The sequence below is a fragment of the Cohnella cellulosilytica genome, from assembly GCF_042431195.1.
Classification (GTDB): Bacteria; Bacillota; Bacilli; order Paenibacillales; family Paenibacillaceae; genus Cohnella; species Cohnella cellulosilytica.
This window is the reverse complement of the sequence record NZ_JBHMDN010000018.1, coordinates 121144-137574: the sequence shown is the minus strand read 5'-3', so window position 1 is coordinate 137574 and position 16431 is coordinate 121144. Positions and strand designations below refer to the sequence as shown.

Genomic DNA, 16431 nt, shown 5'->3' with positions numbered 1-16431 from the left:
TCACCCTCCTGTCGATCCGGACGTTCCTGCAGGAATGCGAAAAACGACCTTCGTTCCGACGCCTTCGGCGCTCTCAATCCGCAAGCTCCTGCCGTACAGCAGTTCCAGGCGCTCGCCGATATTTCGCAGCCCCACACCCTTCGTCTTCCGCTTGCGAACGGCTTCCAGTTCCTCCGCGCTCATCCCGCATCCGTCATCCTCCACGGCTATCGTAATCTCGTTGTCCGGATGTTGAACGGCGGAGATTGTCACCTTTCCGCCGCGCAGCGTGGACATCAACCCGTGCCTCACGGCATTTTCCACTAACGGCTGCAAGATCAACGGCGGGATCGGAGTATGGGGTCGGACGGAATCTACGTCGTATTCCACGACCAAACGGGCCCCGAAGCGTGCTTTCTCCACGTTTAGATAAGCCCTGACGAGCTCCAGCTCATGAGCAACGGAGGTCAGGGAATCGAGTCGATCGAAGGCAAAGCTTTTTCTTAAATACTGCGAAAACTCCAGCGTTAACTCCTCGGCTTTGCGGGGGTCCTTGAGACATAGCGTTGCGATCGAATTCAACGTGTTATAAAGGAAATGCGGCTTGATCTGGGAACGCAAAAAAGCGATTTCCGCATCCTTGGTCTCGGCCTGCAGCTGCTGATTTCTCCGAAGCATATCATTGATCGTTTCGCTTAACGCCGTGAACACCAGGACGGATCCGACGATAATAGCGGCATGGATTCCATGCATCTGCAGCGTGTGCATACTGAAGCCTCTGACGACGGTGACGACGATAAGGCCGACGACGCAGTAGAACATGGCCAACGCCGCCGCGATGTCGATTCTCATTCTTCCCGCGGCGGAGAAAAATCGTTTCCTGACATACAGGATCGCAGGCATGCTGAAGACAAGCGTTAACAGAGTCGTGTAAAAGCCCGCGTCCATCCCCATGAACCATCGATAGAGAACGATAAGCGCCGACAGGGCCAAGCCCGCTCCCGTCCCACCGTATAAGGTTCCAAGCAGCAGAGGAACGATCCGGATATCCAGCCGTATGCCCTGCGCCATATAGGCGGGGAAGGACATGCACAGCAGGATCGCCAATCCCATCGCCGCGGACAGGATGACGTTCGAGCGCGGCTTGTCCGATCTCCTCCCCGCATTGAAAATCTGAGAAATCGATACAATCGTTGCAATAATCGCCATTTGCGTCAAGAAATCTTTGAGCACATTCATCTTCCCATTATATCAGGGGTTCGCGAAGAAAAAAGCCGAATGATCCTATTCCGTACGATGAGACGCGAAACGCAGCATAACCGTCGCCGCCTCCGCTCGCGTGGCCGATTCATTCGGATGGAAGAAGTTGCCGCCCCTGCCCTTCATAAGCTCCAGCCGGTTCAGTTCCGCCGCTGCAGCTTTCGCCCACGCCGGAATGTCGCGATCATCCGCGAAAGATGTCGGCGATCCCTCAGACAGCGATAGCCGTGACGCTCGGGCCAGCATAACGGCGATCTCGGCGCGCGAAACGTTCGCGTTCGGGCGGAACGAGCCGTCCGCGTAGCCGGATACGATTCCGGCTTGCGATGCCTGAGCAACCGCCTTCCTTGCCCATTCTCCGATCCCGGCGGCGTCTGTAAACCTGTATTCCGCTGCCTCTTCCGCTGGCGTTCCGAGCGCGTTCATCAGCATGATCGCGAATTCCGCCCGGCTCACGGCGGCGTTCGGCTGGAACGATCCGTTCGCATATCCCGATACGAGACCTTTCCCGGCCGCCTCCAGGATGGCGCCCTCCGCCCAGTGTCCGCCAATGTCGCTGAACTTAGGTTCAACAGGCTTCTGCTCCGAACCTACGGCAAACACCGCAAATTTCGTAAAATGATTCACCTGGACCGAGAGCAGGCCTTCGTCCGCCGCGCCGCCAATTTCCACCCACTGGGCCAACGCTTCGTCGTAATAGAATACGACGGGCTTCTGACCTTCGGCCAATCGGGCCGAATCGTAAGCCAGCTGCAATGTGACCGGCCTCTTGAAGTTCTCGGGAACGTTTTTCGTGATTTCGAAGATCGAACTGAGTAATCGCTCTTTGTCGAATAGAAGCTTGCCGGTGTCCAGCACTTCTTCGATGACGAGAATCAGTTCCCGCTCCGCGGCGCCGGCCGGAACCGATACGCGAACCGCCTCGCCGAGACTCAGCCGCCCCTCTCTCCCGGCGGGAAGCGTCAAGCGGCCGTTCGTGGAACTCAAAAGTCCGTCGTCATGCGACGCCGGGCCTGAGCCTCCGCCGTTGGAAGAAGATCCCGCCGCGCCGCGCCTAACCGTCACCGTGTAGGTTTTAACGTCGCCGGTTAACGGCGTCACGTCGACTCGGATCGGGTTGCTTCCCACGTTCAGAACGATTGCTTCGCTGGCTTGTCCGCTGGGGACTTCGGTTCCGTTCACCGTCAACACGGCATGAACGTCATATACGCTCGCCGTGACCGATACGTTGGACACTCCATAGGCCACATCGGCTGCGTAGGACGTGATCGTCGGGTCGAATTCCGGGAAGAGAGACCCTTCCGACAATGATAATGCGCTTAACTCCGCATGACCGCCCGTTACGATCGGGATCGGCGTCGGTCCCGAATACAGGGCAATCGGAATCGCGGAAAGATTTGGCTCGTTGCTATCGATCAAGCTCGACATCATCGTGAACGTGACGAGACCCTTATCCGTGAAGCTGGATATCGCCCGGCTCTGCGTTTGGCCATTATGCCGGGGTTCGTTGTCGTAAAACACCACTTGCTCCGAAGTTTCGATGTAAATTTCGGTTCGGTCGTCCACCGGCTCCCTGTTTTTCCCGTAAACCGCATAAGTTACGCTCACAAATCCCGGTTTATTCGAGTCCGCGACCGGTCGGCCCGCCTGAACAGCCGTGACCGGCTTGGCCCGGGGCTTGCTCTCGGCGATCTCCGAGAGGTAGACCTTGGAGCTGTTGTACACATCCTCGTATTCAAACCGGGGAACCCAACTGACCCCTGTCGCCGAGTCGTGAATAAACCCTCCGATCATCTTTTTATAGTCGGGATTTATAATGGAAAATGAAGCATGTCCGCCCTGATTGTCCGAAGTAAGCGGTGTCGAGCCGTCTTGCAAACGCAAATAAAGCCGTTCGTTGGCCTGAAGCGTATGGCCGTCAATTTCGAATTGGAGTTCCCCCTCCGTATTGATACACCCGCTGACCACAGCCGCAATGAATAACAGAACGATCGACAAACTTAGCTTCCTTCCGAAAACGAACCTTTTACTTAAGTCCAATTGTTCTCTTCTCCCTCCGCTTTTGACCGAATGCGTAACTTCAAGCATAACGCTCGCCAATGACAGAAGAATGACGGAAATCGGAAAATACCGTTATCGCCCTGGCGATTCATAATACGATGGACCGACGTAAACGGAAGCACGAACGAAGCGAATCGAGAAAAACTAAGGCTGAGCGGTCCCTGGGACTCGTCTTGGCCTATTTTGCTCCCCTTATCCCCCTTTCCCTCGTTTTGTCTGCGTTAGAATTCTTGACAGGCGTGATATAATCTCCGTAGTTTGCAAATCGGGAGCCGTCCTCGGCGCTCGGGCACTCACAACTTACAAAAGCCGGTGATGGAATGTTTCAGCTGAAGTGGTTATGGCACAACTTGAAGGGGGATCGGGTACGGTACGTTCTGGCCTTGTTCCTCTCGGTCGCGGGCTCCTCGCTCACGATCGTGAATCCGTACATCGGCCAGCTTATCGTCGATACGTTCGTCACGGGCGCCGACGCGGCGCAAAAATTGATCGACGAGCGGGCGCTGCTCATCGGGCTAATCTTCGGCATGATCGGCTTTTCGTTCCTGCGTACGGGCATGGCGTATTTTACAACCCTTCTGTACGAGCGCGCCTCGCAGAACATGCTCTATCGGGTTCGGATTTATCTGTACAACAAAATCCAGGGCCAGGACATGCATTATTACGACCTTAACCGCACCGGGGATCTGATGACCAAAATGACCGGCGACCTCGATATGGTCCGGCATACGATGTCGTGGATTTTCAAGACGATTATCGAATCGTTGACGGTGTTCCTGGCCGCTGTTGTCTATTTCTTCTATATCGACGTCGCTCTGACCTGGTGGCTGCTCCTGCTGTCGCCGCCGATCTTCGTCACGGCTTTCCTGTTCGCAAGGCGCGTTCGTCCCATGTATACCGACTTGCGGGAACGTCTGTCGCAGCTGAACACGACGACGCAGGAGAACATCTCGGGCAACCGCGTCGTCAAAGCGTTCGCACGGGAAGAACACGAGATCGAGAAATTTAACGAGAAAAACGTCAACTACTCCAAGGCGAACAAGGCCGCGGCGATGGTGTGGCTCGACTATTTCCCGTATCTCGAGACGTTCGCGCAGGGCTTTAACGTCATTCTGATGCTGGCGGGCGGTCTGTTCGTCATGAACGGAAGGATTACTTTCGGGGAATTTTCCGCGTTCTCCGCGCTGATCTGGGGATTGTCCAACCCGATGCGCAACATCGGCATCATCATCAACGACATTCAGCGCTTCTTCGCCAGCCTGAGCAAAATCATCGAGGTGTACTACGCGCACCCGAAAATCGTCAACGAGCACAACCCCGTCGTGAAACGGCGCTATCAAGGCCGGATTCAGTTCGAACAGGTGAGCTTCAAGCACGACAATGCGACGGTGCTGGAAAATATCGACTTCACGGTCGAGCCCGGCGAGACGATCGCCATTATGGGGGCGACAGGCTCCGGCAAGACGACGCTGATCAGCCTCATTCCGCGCTTCTACGATGCGACGAAGGGACGCGTTCTGGTGGACGGGGTCGACGTGCGCAAGCTGGAGCTCGACGAGCTGCGCGGCAATATCGGGGTAGCGACGCAGGACGTCCTGCTGTTCTCCGACACGATCGACGGCAATATCGCCTTCGGCAATCCGGAGCTGCCGGAGGAGGAGGTCACGAAGTTCGCCCGGCTCGCCGCCGCGCACGACTTTATTCGCAAAATGCCGGAGGGCTACGACACGCTCGTCGGAGAGCGCGGCGTCGGCCTGTCGGGCGGCCAGAAGCAGCGTATCGCCCTGGCCCGGGCGATGGCCATTCAACCGCCGATTCTGATTCTCGACGATACGACTTCGGCGGTCGACCTGGAGACGGAGGAGCATATTCAGCAAAGCTTGCGGGAGCTGGATTTCACCTGCACGAAGATCATTATCGCGCAGCGCGTGTCCACGACGGCGCAGGCCGACCGCATCCTCATTCTGGACAACGGCCGCGTGATCGAAGAGGGCACCCATGCCGAGCTGCTCGCGAAGCGGGGCTATTATTACGAAGTATTCATGCTGCAGAACGAAGGCATCGGAAGGCAGGCGACCGCGAATGGCTAGAAATAAATTCGACATCGACGAGGAGTTGGAATCGCCGTTCGACATTCGGCATTTCCGCCGCGCGCTCGTCTATATCAAGAAGCAGAAGAAGCCGATGCTCGTCGCCTTCGTGCTGAGCGCCCTGTCGGCCGGCATCGGCCTGTCCGCGCCGCTCATCATCCAGCATGTCGTCGACGTGACGATTCCCGCGAAGGACAGAACCGGGCTGATCGGCTGGTCCGGGCTGATGCTCGCCACCATCGTCGTCAGCGTCGTTCTGGCCGCGGTCCGCTCGCGGATCATGACGCGTGTGGGGCAGGATATCATTTTCGAAATTCGCACGGATCTGTTCAAGCATTTGCAGAAGCTGCCCTTCCAATATTACGACGACCGGCCCCAGGGCAAAATTCTCATCCGTGTCGTCAACTACGTCAACTCGGTGTCTGACGTGTTGTCCAACGGCATTATCAACTTTATTCTCGAGATCATGAACCTGATCTTCATCGCCGCCTTCATGTTCGCGGTGGACGCCAAGCTGTCGCTGATCATTCTCGGCGGACTGCCGATCTTCCTCGGCATCATGCTGCTGCTCAAGACCAAGCAGCGCCGGGCCTGGCAGTCGGTGTCCAACAAAAGCTCCAACCTGAACGCCTATCTGCAGGAGAGCATCAGCGGCATTCGCGTCACCCAGACGTTCACCCGCGAGCAGCGCAACGAAGGCATCTTCACCCGCCTGTCGGCCAATTATCGCAAAGCCTGGATGCGGACGATGTACCTCAACTTTCTCGTTCCGTTCACGGTCGACAACCTGACGACGATCGTCACCGCGGCGCTGTTCTTCGTCGGGCTGCTGTGGATGGGACCGGCCGAGATCACCTTCGGCGTTCTTCTCGCCATGAGCGGCTACGCGGCGCGCTTCTGGCAGCCGATTCTGAACCTGTCGAACCTGTACAACAGCTTCATCAACGCCGTCGCCTATCTGGAGCGCATCTTCGAGACGCTGGACGAACCGGTAACGGTAAGCGACGTTGCCGATGCGCACGAGCTGCCGCCGCTCCGGGGCCGGGTTACGTTCGACGACGTGACGTTCGCCTACGAGCCGGGGCATAACATTCTGGAGCACCTGAGCTTCGACATCAAGCCCGGCGAGAGCGTCGCCCTGGTCGGCCCGACGGGCGCGGGCAAGACGACGGTCGTGAACCTGATCTCCCGCTTCTACAACGTGACGGGCGGACGGATTCTCGTCGACGGCCACGATATCGCCGAAGTGACGCTTCAGTCGCTGCGGAGCCAGATGGGCATCATGCTGCAGGACAGCTTTATTTTCTCCGGCACGATCATGGACAATATCCGGTACGGCAAGCTCGACGCCACCGAGGAGGAAGTGATCGCCGCGGCCAAGACGGTCCGGGCGGACGAATTCATCCGCGAGTTCGAGCAAGGCTACCGGACGGAGGTCAACGAACGCGGCTCGAAGCTGTCGCAGGGACAGCGGCAGCTCATCTCGTTCGCCCGAACGCTGCTGGCCAACCCGCGCATCCTCATTCTGGACGAAGCGACTTCTTCCATTGACGCCCGGACCGAGCGGCTGCTTCAGCAGGGCCTGAACGAGCTGCTCAAGGGAAGAACGTCGTTCATTATCGCGCACCGTCTCTCTACGGTAAAGAACTGCGACCGCATCATGTACGTCTCCGACAAAGGCGTGGCCGAATCCGGCTCTCACGACGAGCTGATCGCGCTCCGGGGCCGTTACTACAAGCTTCACAGCGCTCAGAAGATGGAGGCGTAGGGGCAGCAGCACGGGGCTGTTCCATAAGCCAGGGCAACAAAAATGATCGAAAAAAGAATGGGGATATATCTCCTGTAGAGCGAAGCGCCTGCCTCATACGGTCATGAAATTACCCTGTTACGGGTTAATCAAATCCAAATTTCATGACCGTATCAGCAGCGGAAGGAGATATATCCCCATGGTTATAAATCGATCATTTTTGTTGTTGCCCTCTAATGGCTTATCGGACAGCCCTTTTCGCAATCTCTATGCCAGAATGGCAGACAGAGGGCGAAACGAAGCGCGGAGAGCTACAGCTCGGCGATAAAACGATTCGTGAGCCGGCCCAGCTTCTCGATCTCGATCGTCACTTCGTCGCCGGGCTTCAGATAAACTTGCCGCTCCGGCGGAAGACCCAGCACGACGCCTTCCGGCGTGCCCGTCAAAATGATATCCCCGGGAACAAGCGTCATATGCCGGGAAATGTAGCTGACGATCTCGTCGACATGGAAGATCATGTCCGAAGTATTGGAGCTTTGCCGGACTTCCCCGTTCACGATCGCGCGGATCGCCAAAGCGTTCGGATTCCCGACTTCGTCCGCCGTTACCAGGTACGGACCGAGCGGACTGAAGTCGTCGCACGTCTTGCCGAGCAGCCATTGATGGGTGCGAAGCTGCAAATCGCGCGCGGACAAATCGTTCACGCAGGCATAGCCGAATACGTGCTCAAGCGCGTTTGCCCGGGCGACGTTTTTCGCTTTCTTGCCGATGACGACGACCAATTCGGCTTCGTAGTCCAGCTTCTCGGTCGCTTCGGGCACGGCGATCGGCTTCAAGTGACCGGTCAGCGTGTTGTTGAACTTGTTGAACAGAATCGGGTACTCCGGAATCGGCGCATTCGTCTCTTCCGCGTGCTTGCGGTAATTCAGCCCGACGCAGATGATTTTGTTCGGCCGCGTGACGCAAGGCCCCCATTCCAACGACGATTCCTCCAGAACGTATTCGGATGAAGCCGACAGCTCCAATTCTCCGATCGCCCGCTCCAGCTCCGCGACTTTTGCCGCGCCGCCCTCTATGACTTCCATAACGTCGCAGATCAACCCGGCCCGCGCCAGGTCTACGATGCCGGCGTCCACCTTCACGCCGAGCTCCTGCCGTCCGTTGCGAATAAACGTTGCCAGCTTCATTTTCCAGTCCCCCCGTTATTCCATTCTAATGCCGCCGATCGAAGAGCTTGCGCAGCCAATCCGGATTTTTTTAGGGCGTTACATCGCCAGCAAACCGCCGTCGACGTACACCGTCGTTCCGGTAACGTAATCCGAATCCTCATGCGCCAGGAATACCGCCGTACCGGCCAGATCCTCGGGCTCTCCCATACGGCCCCACGGAATTCTCCTAACCGTCTCTTCTCTCATGCCGGGCTTGGAGAATTCCTCCATGCTGATATCCGTGTCGATGACGCCGGCGCCGATCGCGTTGACGTTGATTCCGTATTCGGCCAGCTCGAGCGCCATGCACTTCGTCATAATCTTAATGCCGCCTTTGGTCGTCGCGTATTGCGTCAGATTGGCGGTGCCGACTTCCTCGGAGATGGACGACATATTGATGATTTTGCCCCCCTTGCCCTGCCGAATCATTTCCTTCGCCGCCCGCTGCCCGCTGAAGAAGGTGCCGAACAGGTTCACGTTCCATATTTTCCTGACCGTCTCCGGTTCGACCTCGACAAAAGGTTTGAATACGGCGATTCCCGCGTTGTTCACGACGATGTTGATCTCGCCGAATCGCTCCAGCGTCTTGTCGTACAGACGATTGATCTGCTCGAGATCGGATACGTCGCACACGATGCCGATCGCGGACCCGCCCTCCCGACGGATCGATTCCGCCACCTCCTCGCACAGCTCCGCGTTCGTGCCCGACACGACTACGTTCGCTCCCTCTCTGCCGTAGCGGACGGCGATTCCTCTGCCGATCCCTCTGGTGCTGCCTGTCACGATGGCCGTTTTGCCCGCTAACCTGCTCATTTTACCGCACTCCTTCTAAAAGATTTATGATATATTTGCTGAACTTGGCGCTGCCGTCGGCAAGGGCCGCGAACACCCCGATCGCTTCCTCCAGGCCGCATGTCGTCGACCAATGCTCTCCGGTGACTTTCCCTTGCGACAACAGTCGGACTGCCTGCTCGAAATCCTCGTCCGAATACGTGTACGATCCGACGATTGAGATTTCCTGGCGGACGACGTGATTCATGGAAAGCAAGGATTGATCCTGCCCGAGTCCTACCGCAACGATCGTGCCGCCCGGATTGACGCTTCGGACCGCTTGCTCGCGGGTGGCTTGAACCCCCACGCAGTCGATGATCGTATCCACTCCCCGCGCTCCGAACAAGCTCTCTCGCGCTTCCTCCGCACGCTCCGGCGTCGCGACCTCGGCGCCAAACCGCTTCGCGAAGATCAGCCTGTCCGGCTGCCTGTCCACGACCAGCACGCGATTGGCGCCCATCGTCATCGCCGCCTGAAGCGTCAGCAGTCCGATCGGGCCGGCTCCGTAGACGAGCAGATCTTCATACGGCCTCAAGCCCAGCTTAACCGCGTGAATACATACCGCCAGCGGCTCCGCCAGGGAGGCCAGATTGGAATCCATCTCCGACGGTACGGGATAAATATTCGCGGCGGGAACGGCGACGTATTCCGCGAACGCTCCCGGGCGGTGGATGCCGACGATCTGCCGATTGCGGCAAACGTTGCCTCTGCCGATCCGGCAGCGGTCGCACGTTCCGCAGGAGACAAGCGGATTCACGATTGCCTTGTCCCCGATCGATAAACCGCTTACATCGGCTCCCGTACGAACGATCGATCCGCAAAATTCGTGCCCCATCACCAGGGGAGGCACCCTTATGGCGCTATGCCCCAAGTAGCCTTCCAATTCGCTGCCGCAGATGCCGACGGCTTCGACGCGAACGAGCGCCTCGTCCGCTTTCGGCTCCGGAACGTCCCGCTCCTCTATCGCCAGCTGCCTCGCTCCAAGATACACAAGTGCTTTCATCGCTGCTTCCAGCCCTTCCGATCTAATCTTTCCCCCGTCTTCCGCGGCGGGGATTATTGGCCTACCCCGTTCACCACGTGATGCAGAGGCTCTCCGGAAAACAGTCTCTTGATTTCGAGCGCCGCGTACTCCTGCAATCGAAGCAGCGAGCTTTCCGAATACCAGGCGCAATGGCTCGTGACGATGCAGTTGTCCATCTTCAGCAGCGGGCTGTCGGGAGCGATCGGCTCCTGTTCCAGCACGTCGACCGCGGCTCCCGCGATCCTGCCGTCGCGAAGGGCCTCGATCAGCGCTCCGGTGTCGACCGTCCCTCCTCTGGAGGTATTGACCAGGAAGCTTGCGGGCTTCATCCTGTCGAAGGCGTCCGCATTCAAGATCCGTTTCGTGGCCGGCGTAAGCGGCATGTGCACGGACAAAATATCGCTGCGGGCGAGCAGCGTCTCCCAATCCACCTTCTCCGCCGCCAGCCCGGCAAAGACCGACTCGTCGACGTACGGATCGTAAGCGATCGCTTTAAGGCCGAAGGCGGCCGCCCGCTTCAGCACCGCTCTGGCGATATTGCCGAATCCCGCCAATCCGATCGTTTTATCCTGCAAGCCGATCATCGGCCGGCAGGGCGAAATTTCCCATATGCCGTCTCTCACCCGCTGCGCTACCTGAGGGATTTTACGAACAATGGCCAACATCAAGGAAAGCGTGTGGTCGGCCACTTCCTCGATGGCGTAATCGGGCACGTTGACGACGGGAATATTTTTGCGCCTGGCCGCTTCCAAGTCGACGTTGTCGACGCCGATGCCGTATCTCACGATCACTCTGCATTTCTCGAACGACTCGATCGCTTCCGCCGTAACCGGCGCCCACTGGGTCAGCACGGCGTCCGCGTCGCGGCACAGCGCGGCGACTTCGCTTGCCGTCTTGCATTGCCCCTCGGCAAAAGCGAATCCTAACGGCTGCAACAGCCGCTTCTCTTGCTCCAGGTCGGGAAATCCGAAATCCGTAACCGCTGCCAAGTACTTGCTCATGTTTGCCTCCTGCCGTTTATTTCAGCATCGCCAGCGCTCTGATCGGCGAGCCGTCGCGCCCTTGGATCCGCAAGGGAGCCGCCATGAAGAAAAATTCGTCCGCGCCGACGTCGCCCAAGTTCGCCAGTCCTTCCACGATGACGATTTCCGCTTGGAGCAAAATTTTGTGAACCGGATCGAAATCCGTCGGATTCGGCGTCGGAACGTCCATGCCGATCATCGCGATTTTGCGTTCCGCCAGCCATTCCGCCAGCTCGATCGTCATGTAGGGAAAATCGGAGAAATAGTGCTTCTGCGGATACTGCCTGAACCAATCCGTCCGATAGATAAGCCGGGTTCCTTCGCCGATCCGGTGGGCCACAGGCGCGAAATCTTCGACCGTGATCGCTTCCTTCGGCTTCTTGCGGGACAGATCGACGAGCAGCGCATCCCCGATGCACTTGTTCAGGTCGAGCTGCTCCACCGTCTTCCCGTCGTCGAGAAAATGAAACGGCGCATCCAGGTGAGTGCCTTGATGGGTGCTCATCACCAGCTGCGAAATGTTATAGCCCATACTGTCGACCGTGTGATGGACGATGACCGCGCATTTCGGATCCAGAGGAAATGTCGGCGCGGCATGATAAATATCCAAGGACAAATCCACGATCTTACCGTTCATAGCTTCCAACCTCCCCAAAAAGATATATCCAATTTCGCCGCCACTAAAAGCTAACAAAGCTTTACTGTCATAGGGTAAGCGTTTGCAGATCAAGAGTAACACCGGACAATTGGTCATGTCAATACATTATTTGTGTCATAAAGTTATATTAGTTCTGTTATCCCATTTGAGAGAAAGGAAGCGGCCAAGAAAGAGAGGGAAAGACTGCTATCGCCATCAAATACCCGTCAACGTCACGGAGATTCCCGAAAATTTTCATGAAACAGCCCTCTATTCACCGGCATTGATATATTAATACTGATGTTATATACTTTCATCAAAACCAAGCATCGATTTTATCGACGAATTCGGAGTGAATCCAGATATGAACGCGAAGAAGCCCTTGTATTCGCAAATCCAGGATTATATTATCGCGCAAATAGAGAGAGGCCTGTGGCCGCCGCACTATCAGATCCCTCCCGAACGGGAAATCGCCGACCAGTTCCAAGTCAGCAGAATAACGGCGAAGCATGCCATGCTCGGCTTGGTGAACGACGGCTATCTCTACCGCCATCGCGGCAAGGGAACCTTCGTTACCGACAGAAACCAAAGCGCGAGCCTGGCGGACACTCACCAGCCTCCGCGGCTTCCGCTGCAGCAAAGCGCGAGGATGATCGGATTCATCATGCCATGGATGGAGTCCCATTACTCCTCTATGTTGATTTCCGGAGTAGAATCCGCGTTGACGGAGCTTTCCTATCATTTTGTGTTCAAGAGGATTTCGAATCGCGAGGAGGAATCGAGGGCGATCCGCGACTTCTTAAGCCTCCCCGTCGACGGAATCATTATCGTGGCCAGTCAAGGGGAGCAGCACTTCAACGACGACATCGTCCGGCTTGTGTTGAACAAGCATCCCGTCGTGCTCGTCGAAAGAACGATGCGCGACATTCGAACCAACGGCGTGTTCTGCAACACGAAGGAAATCGGCACGCTTATGGTGGATTATCTGATCGGGCGGAAGGCTCAAGCGATCGGCCTCGTGACCTATCCTCCCTTGTACACGATCGGCGTAAGCGACCGGGTGAACGGGTTCCAGAACGCACTTGTCCAGAAGGGGAAAGAGCCGCTGCCCCCGCGGAGAATTCTCTCGGTCTCGACGTCCATACTCGAGCAGTCCGACAAGGACGGGGACGAGCTCCCTCCGGAAATCATCGATTTTCTGGAGAACAACCGGGATCTCGACGCCATCGCCGCCGTCGACGCGCTGCTCGCCCGTTACATCGGCAAGGCCTGCGCCAAGCTCGGCTTGAAGCACATTCGCATCATTTGCTGCGATCAGCCGCTGCTCTATCCGGATTGCGTCTCCCCGGCCGCCTACGTCGATCAATCTCCGTTCGGGATGGGGACGATTGCGGCGCAAATGATGGTGGATTCCATCGCCAACGGGACCGAGCCGCGCAAGCAGATGATTACCCCGCGCCTTGTCGAGCTTTCGTAATCGGATAACGCGACAGGCGAGAAGCGCGCGAGAAAAGCAAAACCGGAGACGCCAGGCGGCCCGCGCCCGACGTCTCCGGTTTTGCTTTGTTCGGCGCTGCGGCGGACAAGCGCCGCCGCTGCCGTCCTCTTCAGTTGTTCCGGGAACGGCCAAGCCGTTCCTCGTAATAGCCGACCAGATCGTCGGACGGACGAATGCCCAGCTCGCGGTCGAGAAGCCGAACGTAATCGGCGTACAGCGCGTTGATTCCGTTGACGTCCCCCATCCGCTCGCGCGTCAGCATAAGCAGGCGAACGACCGATTCGTCCAGCGGGTTGCGCTGGTTCAGCTTCGCGAGCAGGCTTAGCGCGCCTTCCGGGTTGCGCATCGAGAGATGGTATTCGGCAAGCCGTCCGACAAGCGAGGCATACAGCTCCGAGTAACGATCCGTCTCGTGAACGGCCCACACGTACGCCCGATCTCCGAACAGGTCCCCGGTGTAGGAGCGTTCGATCCGTCCCGCCTGCTCCGCGTTCTCGGCCGTGATGACCTGCAAGCCCCGCGCCTGTCTCTCGAACTCCTCGCAATCGATCGAACAATCGGCCGCCAGCTCGAGCGCGTATCCGTCGTTCTCCGACCGTACGATATCGCGCAGGCCGAGCGGCTCCAGCGATTTGCGCAGTTGATAGATCGAAGTGTTCAAATATTTCAGCGCCTGCTCGTGCTCCATCCCGCCGAAAATGTCGGGAATCAAGCGGGAACGGGGAATTCTTCGGCCCCGATGGAGCAGCAGGTAAGCGAACAGCTCGGCGCATTTGCGCGAAATCCATTTGACGCGGCCCGTCTCGTTGCTTACGACGACGTCGCCCAGCACCGTAACGACGGTTCTTCCCGTCGTCTCGCTCGCGGCCTCGGCCTCCGCCCGCCGCAGCCGTTCCGTAACCGCCAACGCGCGCTGAACCGTTCGCTGCAGCCGCTCCTGCGTGACGGGCTTCACGAGATAATCCAGCACGGACAGCTCGAACGCCTCCAGCGCATACTCCTTATGCGACGTGACGAAGACGATCTGCACGGGAAAACCCGCGGCGTTCGTCGCGGCGGCGAAGGACAGCCCGCTCTCCCCCGCCATGGAAATATCGACGAAGGCCAGGCCGATCTCCCGGTTGTCCCGCAGGAAAGCCGTCGCGGCTTGCGCATTCGTAAAAGCGCCTTCCACCTGAACCTCCGGCAGCTTCGCCAGCATTTTGCGCAAAATCAGATGCATCGCCGGTTCGTCGTCCACCAGAATCGTTTTCATAAACTTGCCTCCTCCCTAGCGTCAGTGAACGGAATCCGGCCGCCGGCCGCGCCCGTCAGCGAGAAATAGAAGGTCGTTCCCTTGCCCGGAACGCTATGGAACCACAGACGTCCGCCGTGAATGCGCAGAAATTCCCGGGCCAGGACGAGGCCGAACCGGGCGTTCGCCGAATCGTCTTCGCTCGACGAGGGCTTGAAGAAGGGCTGCTCCATCTGCAGCTGCTCCGAGACATGCGGATCGATGCCCGTCCCGTTGTCGCGAACGGCGACGACGACCGCCCCGTTCTCCAGGGCGGCGCCGATCTCGATCGCGCCCCCGATGCCCGTGTATTTGATCGCGTTGGCAAGCAGGTTGCGCAAGATTAAGTCCAGCATCTCTTTGTCGGCTTGAACGACCAGCTGCTCGCCGACACTCTCCGTCATCGCGATCCGCTTCATGTCCGCCTTGGCCCTGGCCAGCGACAGCGCCTGACGAACGACCTGCTGCAGATTCCAGCTCATCGGGCGGAACTGGACCTGGCCCTTCTGGCTGCGATACCAGTCCAGCAGATGCTCCACCAGCTGGAAGGTGCTGCGCACCTGCTCCTTCAGCTCCAGGAAGAGCTCGTCATGCTCCCGGTCGACGGCGGCCCGCTCCTCGCCCAGAAGCTCGGTCAAGCTGACAAGCAGCGCGATCGGGTCGCGGATATCGTGCGCCACGACGGTAAACAGCTTGTCCTTGAAGGCGTTCAGCTCGGCGAGCTGACGCGTCTTCTCCCGCAGCCGCGACTCGTTCTCCTTAAGCTCCGTAATCTCGTTGAACATCAGAATTTTGCCGAGCGGCATCTCGTCCGAATCTTGAATCGGAGTGACGCTGCAATGGTAATGCCGCAGCCGCTCGCCGTCCAGACGCCGAAACGGGAACCGGCTCTCTCCGGAGCCCGCGTCGCGCAGGTTGGCCAGCAGCTCCGGATAACCGGCCAGCACCTTCTCGGCATGCTCCGGGTAACGGGAGGCGCCGCCAAGCCCGCTCAGCACGGACAGGGCGGAACGGTTAAAGTTCACGATTCTGTCCTCGCCGTCTATCACAATGACCCCGTCCCGGATCGTGTCGAAAATTTTCGCCTGCGCGAGCGGCATCAAGCGCAGCAGATTAAAGCGATAAATCCCCCATACGTAGGCGATCCCCGATAGGACGAATCCGAACGGCGTCAAGTCGACGGCGACGCCGAAGAAGAACACCGCGTTCAGCAGCATCGGCGCGGCCGCGCCCAAGGCGAGAACGACGATCTGCTTGCGCGTGGCCGGCAGGGAGCGCAAATACATCGGAATGAACAGCAGCAGCCCGCACAGCATCACACTGTAATTGTAAAGCATATGCACCTTGTACCAGATGCCCTTGACAGTCGTGTACAGAGGCACCGGAGTGTCCGTGTTCAAGATGTAGCGCTCGTATACGAGATGATGCCAATCGTTCGTTAAATGAAATCCGAAGACGCACGCGGGAACGATCATCAGCGCCACGGTCAGCCGCTTGCGATATCCTGCGGCGGCTCCCGTAAACTGGATGACCAGAATGAGCCACAAGGTAGACACGAAGGGAATGCCCAAATATTCGATCTGCAGCGACAGCTTGAACTCGTTCAGATTTCGGCTAAGCACCTCCAGCGCATAACCGAAAGCATAGAAGGCCGCCGCCAGCATCAGGACAATCATCGTTCTCACCACGGGAAGATGGCGCTTCCGATAGGAGACCCACGAGATGAACAGCATGATCGCCGTGGCGATAAAAAGCAAGATCGACATCCACTGTTTGATATCCATGTCTGCGGCTCCCCCGG

12 protein-coding genes are annotated in these 16431 nt (G+C 58.0%); 3 read left to right on the top strand and 9 right to left on the bottom strand.

Annotated elements, in window-relative coordinates; translation table 11 throughout:
* Together ACFFT4_RS14880 and ACFFT4_RS14875 are read right to left on the bottom strand one after the other, a co-directional pair.
* Complete coding sequence (locus ACFFT4_RS14880; protein WP_378048878.1) at nucleotides 1–1212, bottom strand: sensor histidine kinase; 1212 nt, start codon at nucleotides 1210–1212, stop codon at nucleotides 1–3.
* A 51-nt stretch (nucleotides 1213–1263) separates the two neighbouring features.
* A complete protein-coding gene (locus ACFFT4_RS14875) occupies nucleotides 1264–3237 on the bottom strand; it encodes an S-layer homology domain-containing protein (RefSeq protein ID WP_378048875.1) in 1974 nt (657 codons plus the stop codon).
* A 383-nt stretch (nucleotides 3238–3620) separates the two neighbouring features.
* Here ACFFT4_RS14875 and ACFFT4_RS14870 point away from each other — a divergent pair, with 383 nt between their 5' ends.
* Both ACFFT4_RS14870 and ACFFT4_RS14865 read left to right on the top strand, forming a co-directional pair.
* A complete protein-coding gene (locus ACFFT4_RS14870; protein WP_378048873.1) occupies nucleotides 3621–5390 on the top strand; it encodes an ABC transporter ATP-binding protein in 1770 nt (589 codons plus the stop codon).
* A complete protein-coding gene (locus tag ACFFT4_RS14865) occupies nucleotides 5383–7158 on the top strand; it encodes an ABC transporter ATP-binding protein (RefSeq protein ID WP_378048871.1) in 1776 nt (591 codons plus the stop codon). The genes ACFFT4_RS14870 and ACFFT4_RS14865 overlap by 8 nt, the downstream gene beginning before the upstream one ends.
* 290 nt (nucleotides 7159–7448) lie before the next feature.
* On the opposite strand, the gene ACFFT4_RS14860 is transcribed toward ACFFT4_RS14865, so the two are convergent.
* The 5 genes from ACFFT4_RS14860 to ACFFT4_RS14840 form a co-directional block, all read right to left on the bottom strand.
* A complete protein-coding gene (locus ACFFT4_RS14860; RefSeq protein ID WP_378048869.1) occupies nucleotides 7449–8324 on the bottom strand; it encodes a fumarylacetoacetate hydrolase family protein in 876 nt (291 codons plus the stop codon).
* A gap of 78 nt (nucleotides 8325–8402) precedes the next feature.
* Nucleotides 8403–9158 carry an SDR family NAD(P)-dependent oxidoreductase gene (locus ACFFT4_RS14855; protein ID WP_378048866.1) on the bottom strand — a complete coding sequence of 252 codons (756 nt, stop codon included), beginning with the start codon at nucleotides 9156–9158 and terminating at the stop codon, nucleotides 8403–8405.
* Between the two features lies 1 nt (nucleotide 9159).
* Complete coding sequence (locus tag ACFFT4_RS14850) at nucleotides 9160–10179, bottom strand: zinc-dependent alcohol dehydrogenase (protein ID WP_378048864.1); 1020 nt, start codon at nucleotides 10177–10179, stop codon at nucleotides 9160–9162.
* 53 nt (nucleotides 10180–10232) lie between these two features.
* Nucleotides 10233–11201, bottom strand: coding sequence for a C-terminal binding protein (locus tag ACFFT4_RS14845; protein ID WP_378048862.1), 969 nt, complete (start codon nucleotides 11199–11201; stop codon nucleotides 10233–10235).
* A gap of 16 nt (nucleotides 11202–11217) precedes the next feature.
* Entirely contained in the window at nucleotides 11218–11859 is a 642-nt protein-coding gene (locus tag ACFFT4_RS14840) for a cyclase family protein (protein WP_378048861.1), read from the bottom strand.
* Nucleotides 11860–12223: 364 nt separating this feature from the next.
* Here ACFFT4_RS14840 and ACFFT4_RS14835 point away from each other — a divergent pair, with 364 nt between their 5' ends.
* The gene (locus ACFFT4_RS14835; protein WP_378048859.1) at nucleotides 12224–13336 is read left to right on the top strand and encodes a GntR family transcriptional regulator; all 1113 of its coding nucleotides are present in this window, start codon (nucleotides 12224–12226) and stop codon (nucleotides 13334–13336) included.
* 130 nt (nucleotides 13337–13466) lie between these two features.
* Here the strand turns inward: ACFFT4_RS14835 and ACFFT4_RS14830 are convergent, their stop codons facing one another.
* Nucleotides 13467–14612: a response regulator gene (locus tag ACFFT4_RS14830; protein WP_378048857.1), complete on the bottom strand. Its 1146-nt coding sequence runs from the start codon at nucleotides 14610–14612 to the stop codon at nucleotides 13467–13469.
* Nucleotides 14609–16414: a sensor histidine kinase gene (locus tag ACFFT4_RS14825; protein ID WP_378048856.1), complete on the bottom strand. Its 1806-nt coding sequence runs from the start codon at nucleotides 16412–16414 to the stop codon at nucleotides 14609–14611. The genes ACFFT4_RS14830 and ACFFT4_RS14825 overlap by 4 nt, the downstream gene beginning before the upstream one ends.
* Between the last annotated feature and the right edge of the window lie 17 nt (nucleotides 16415–16431).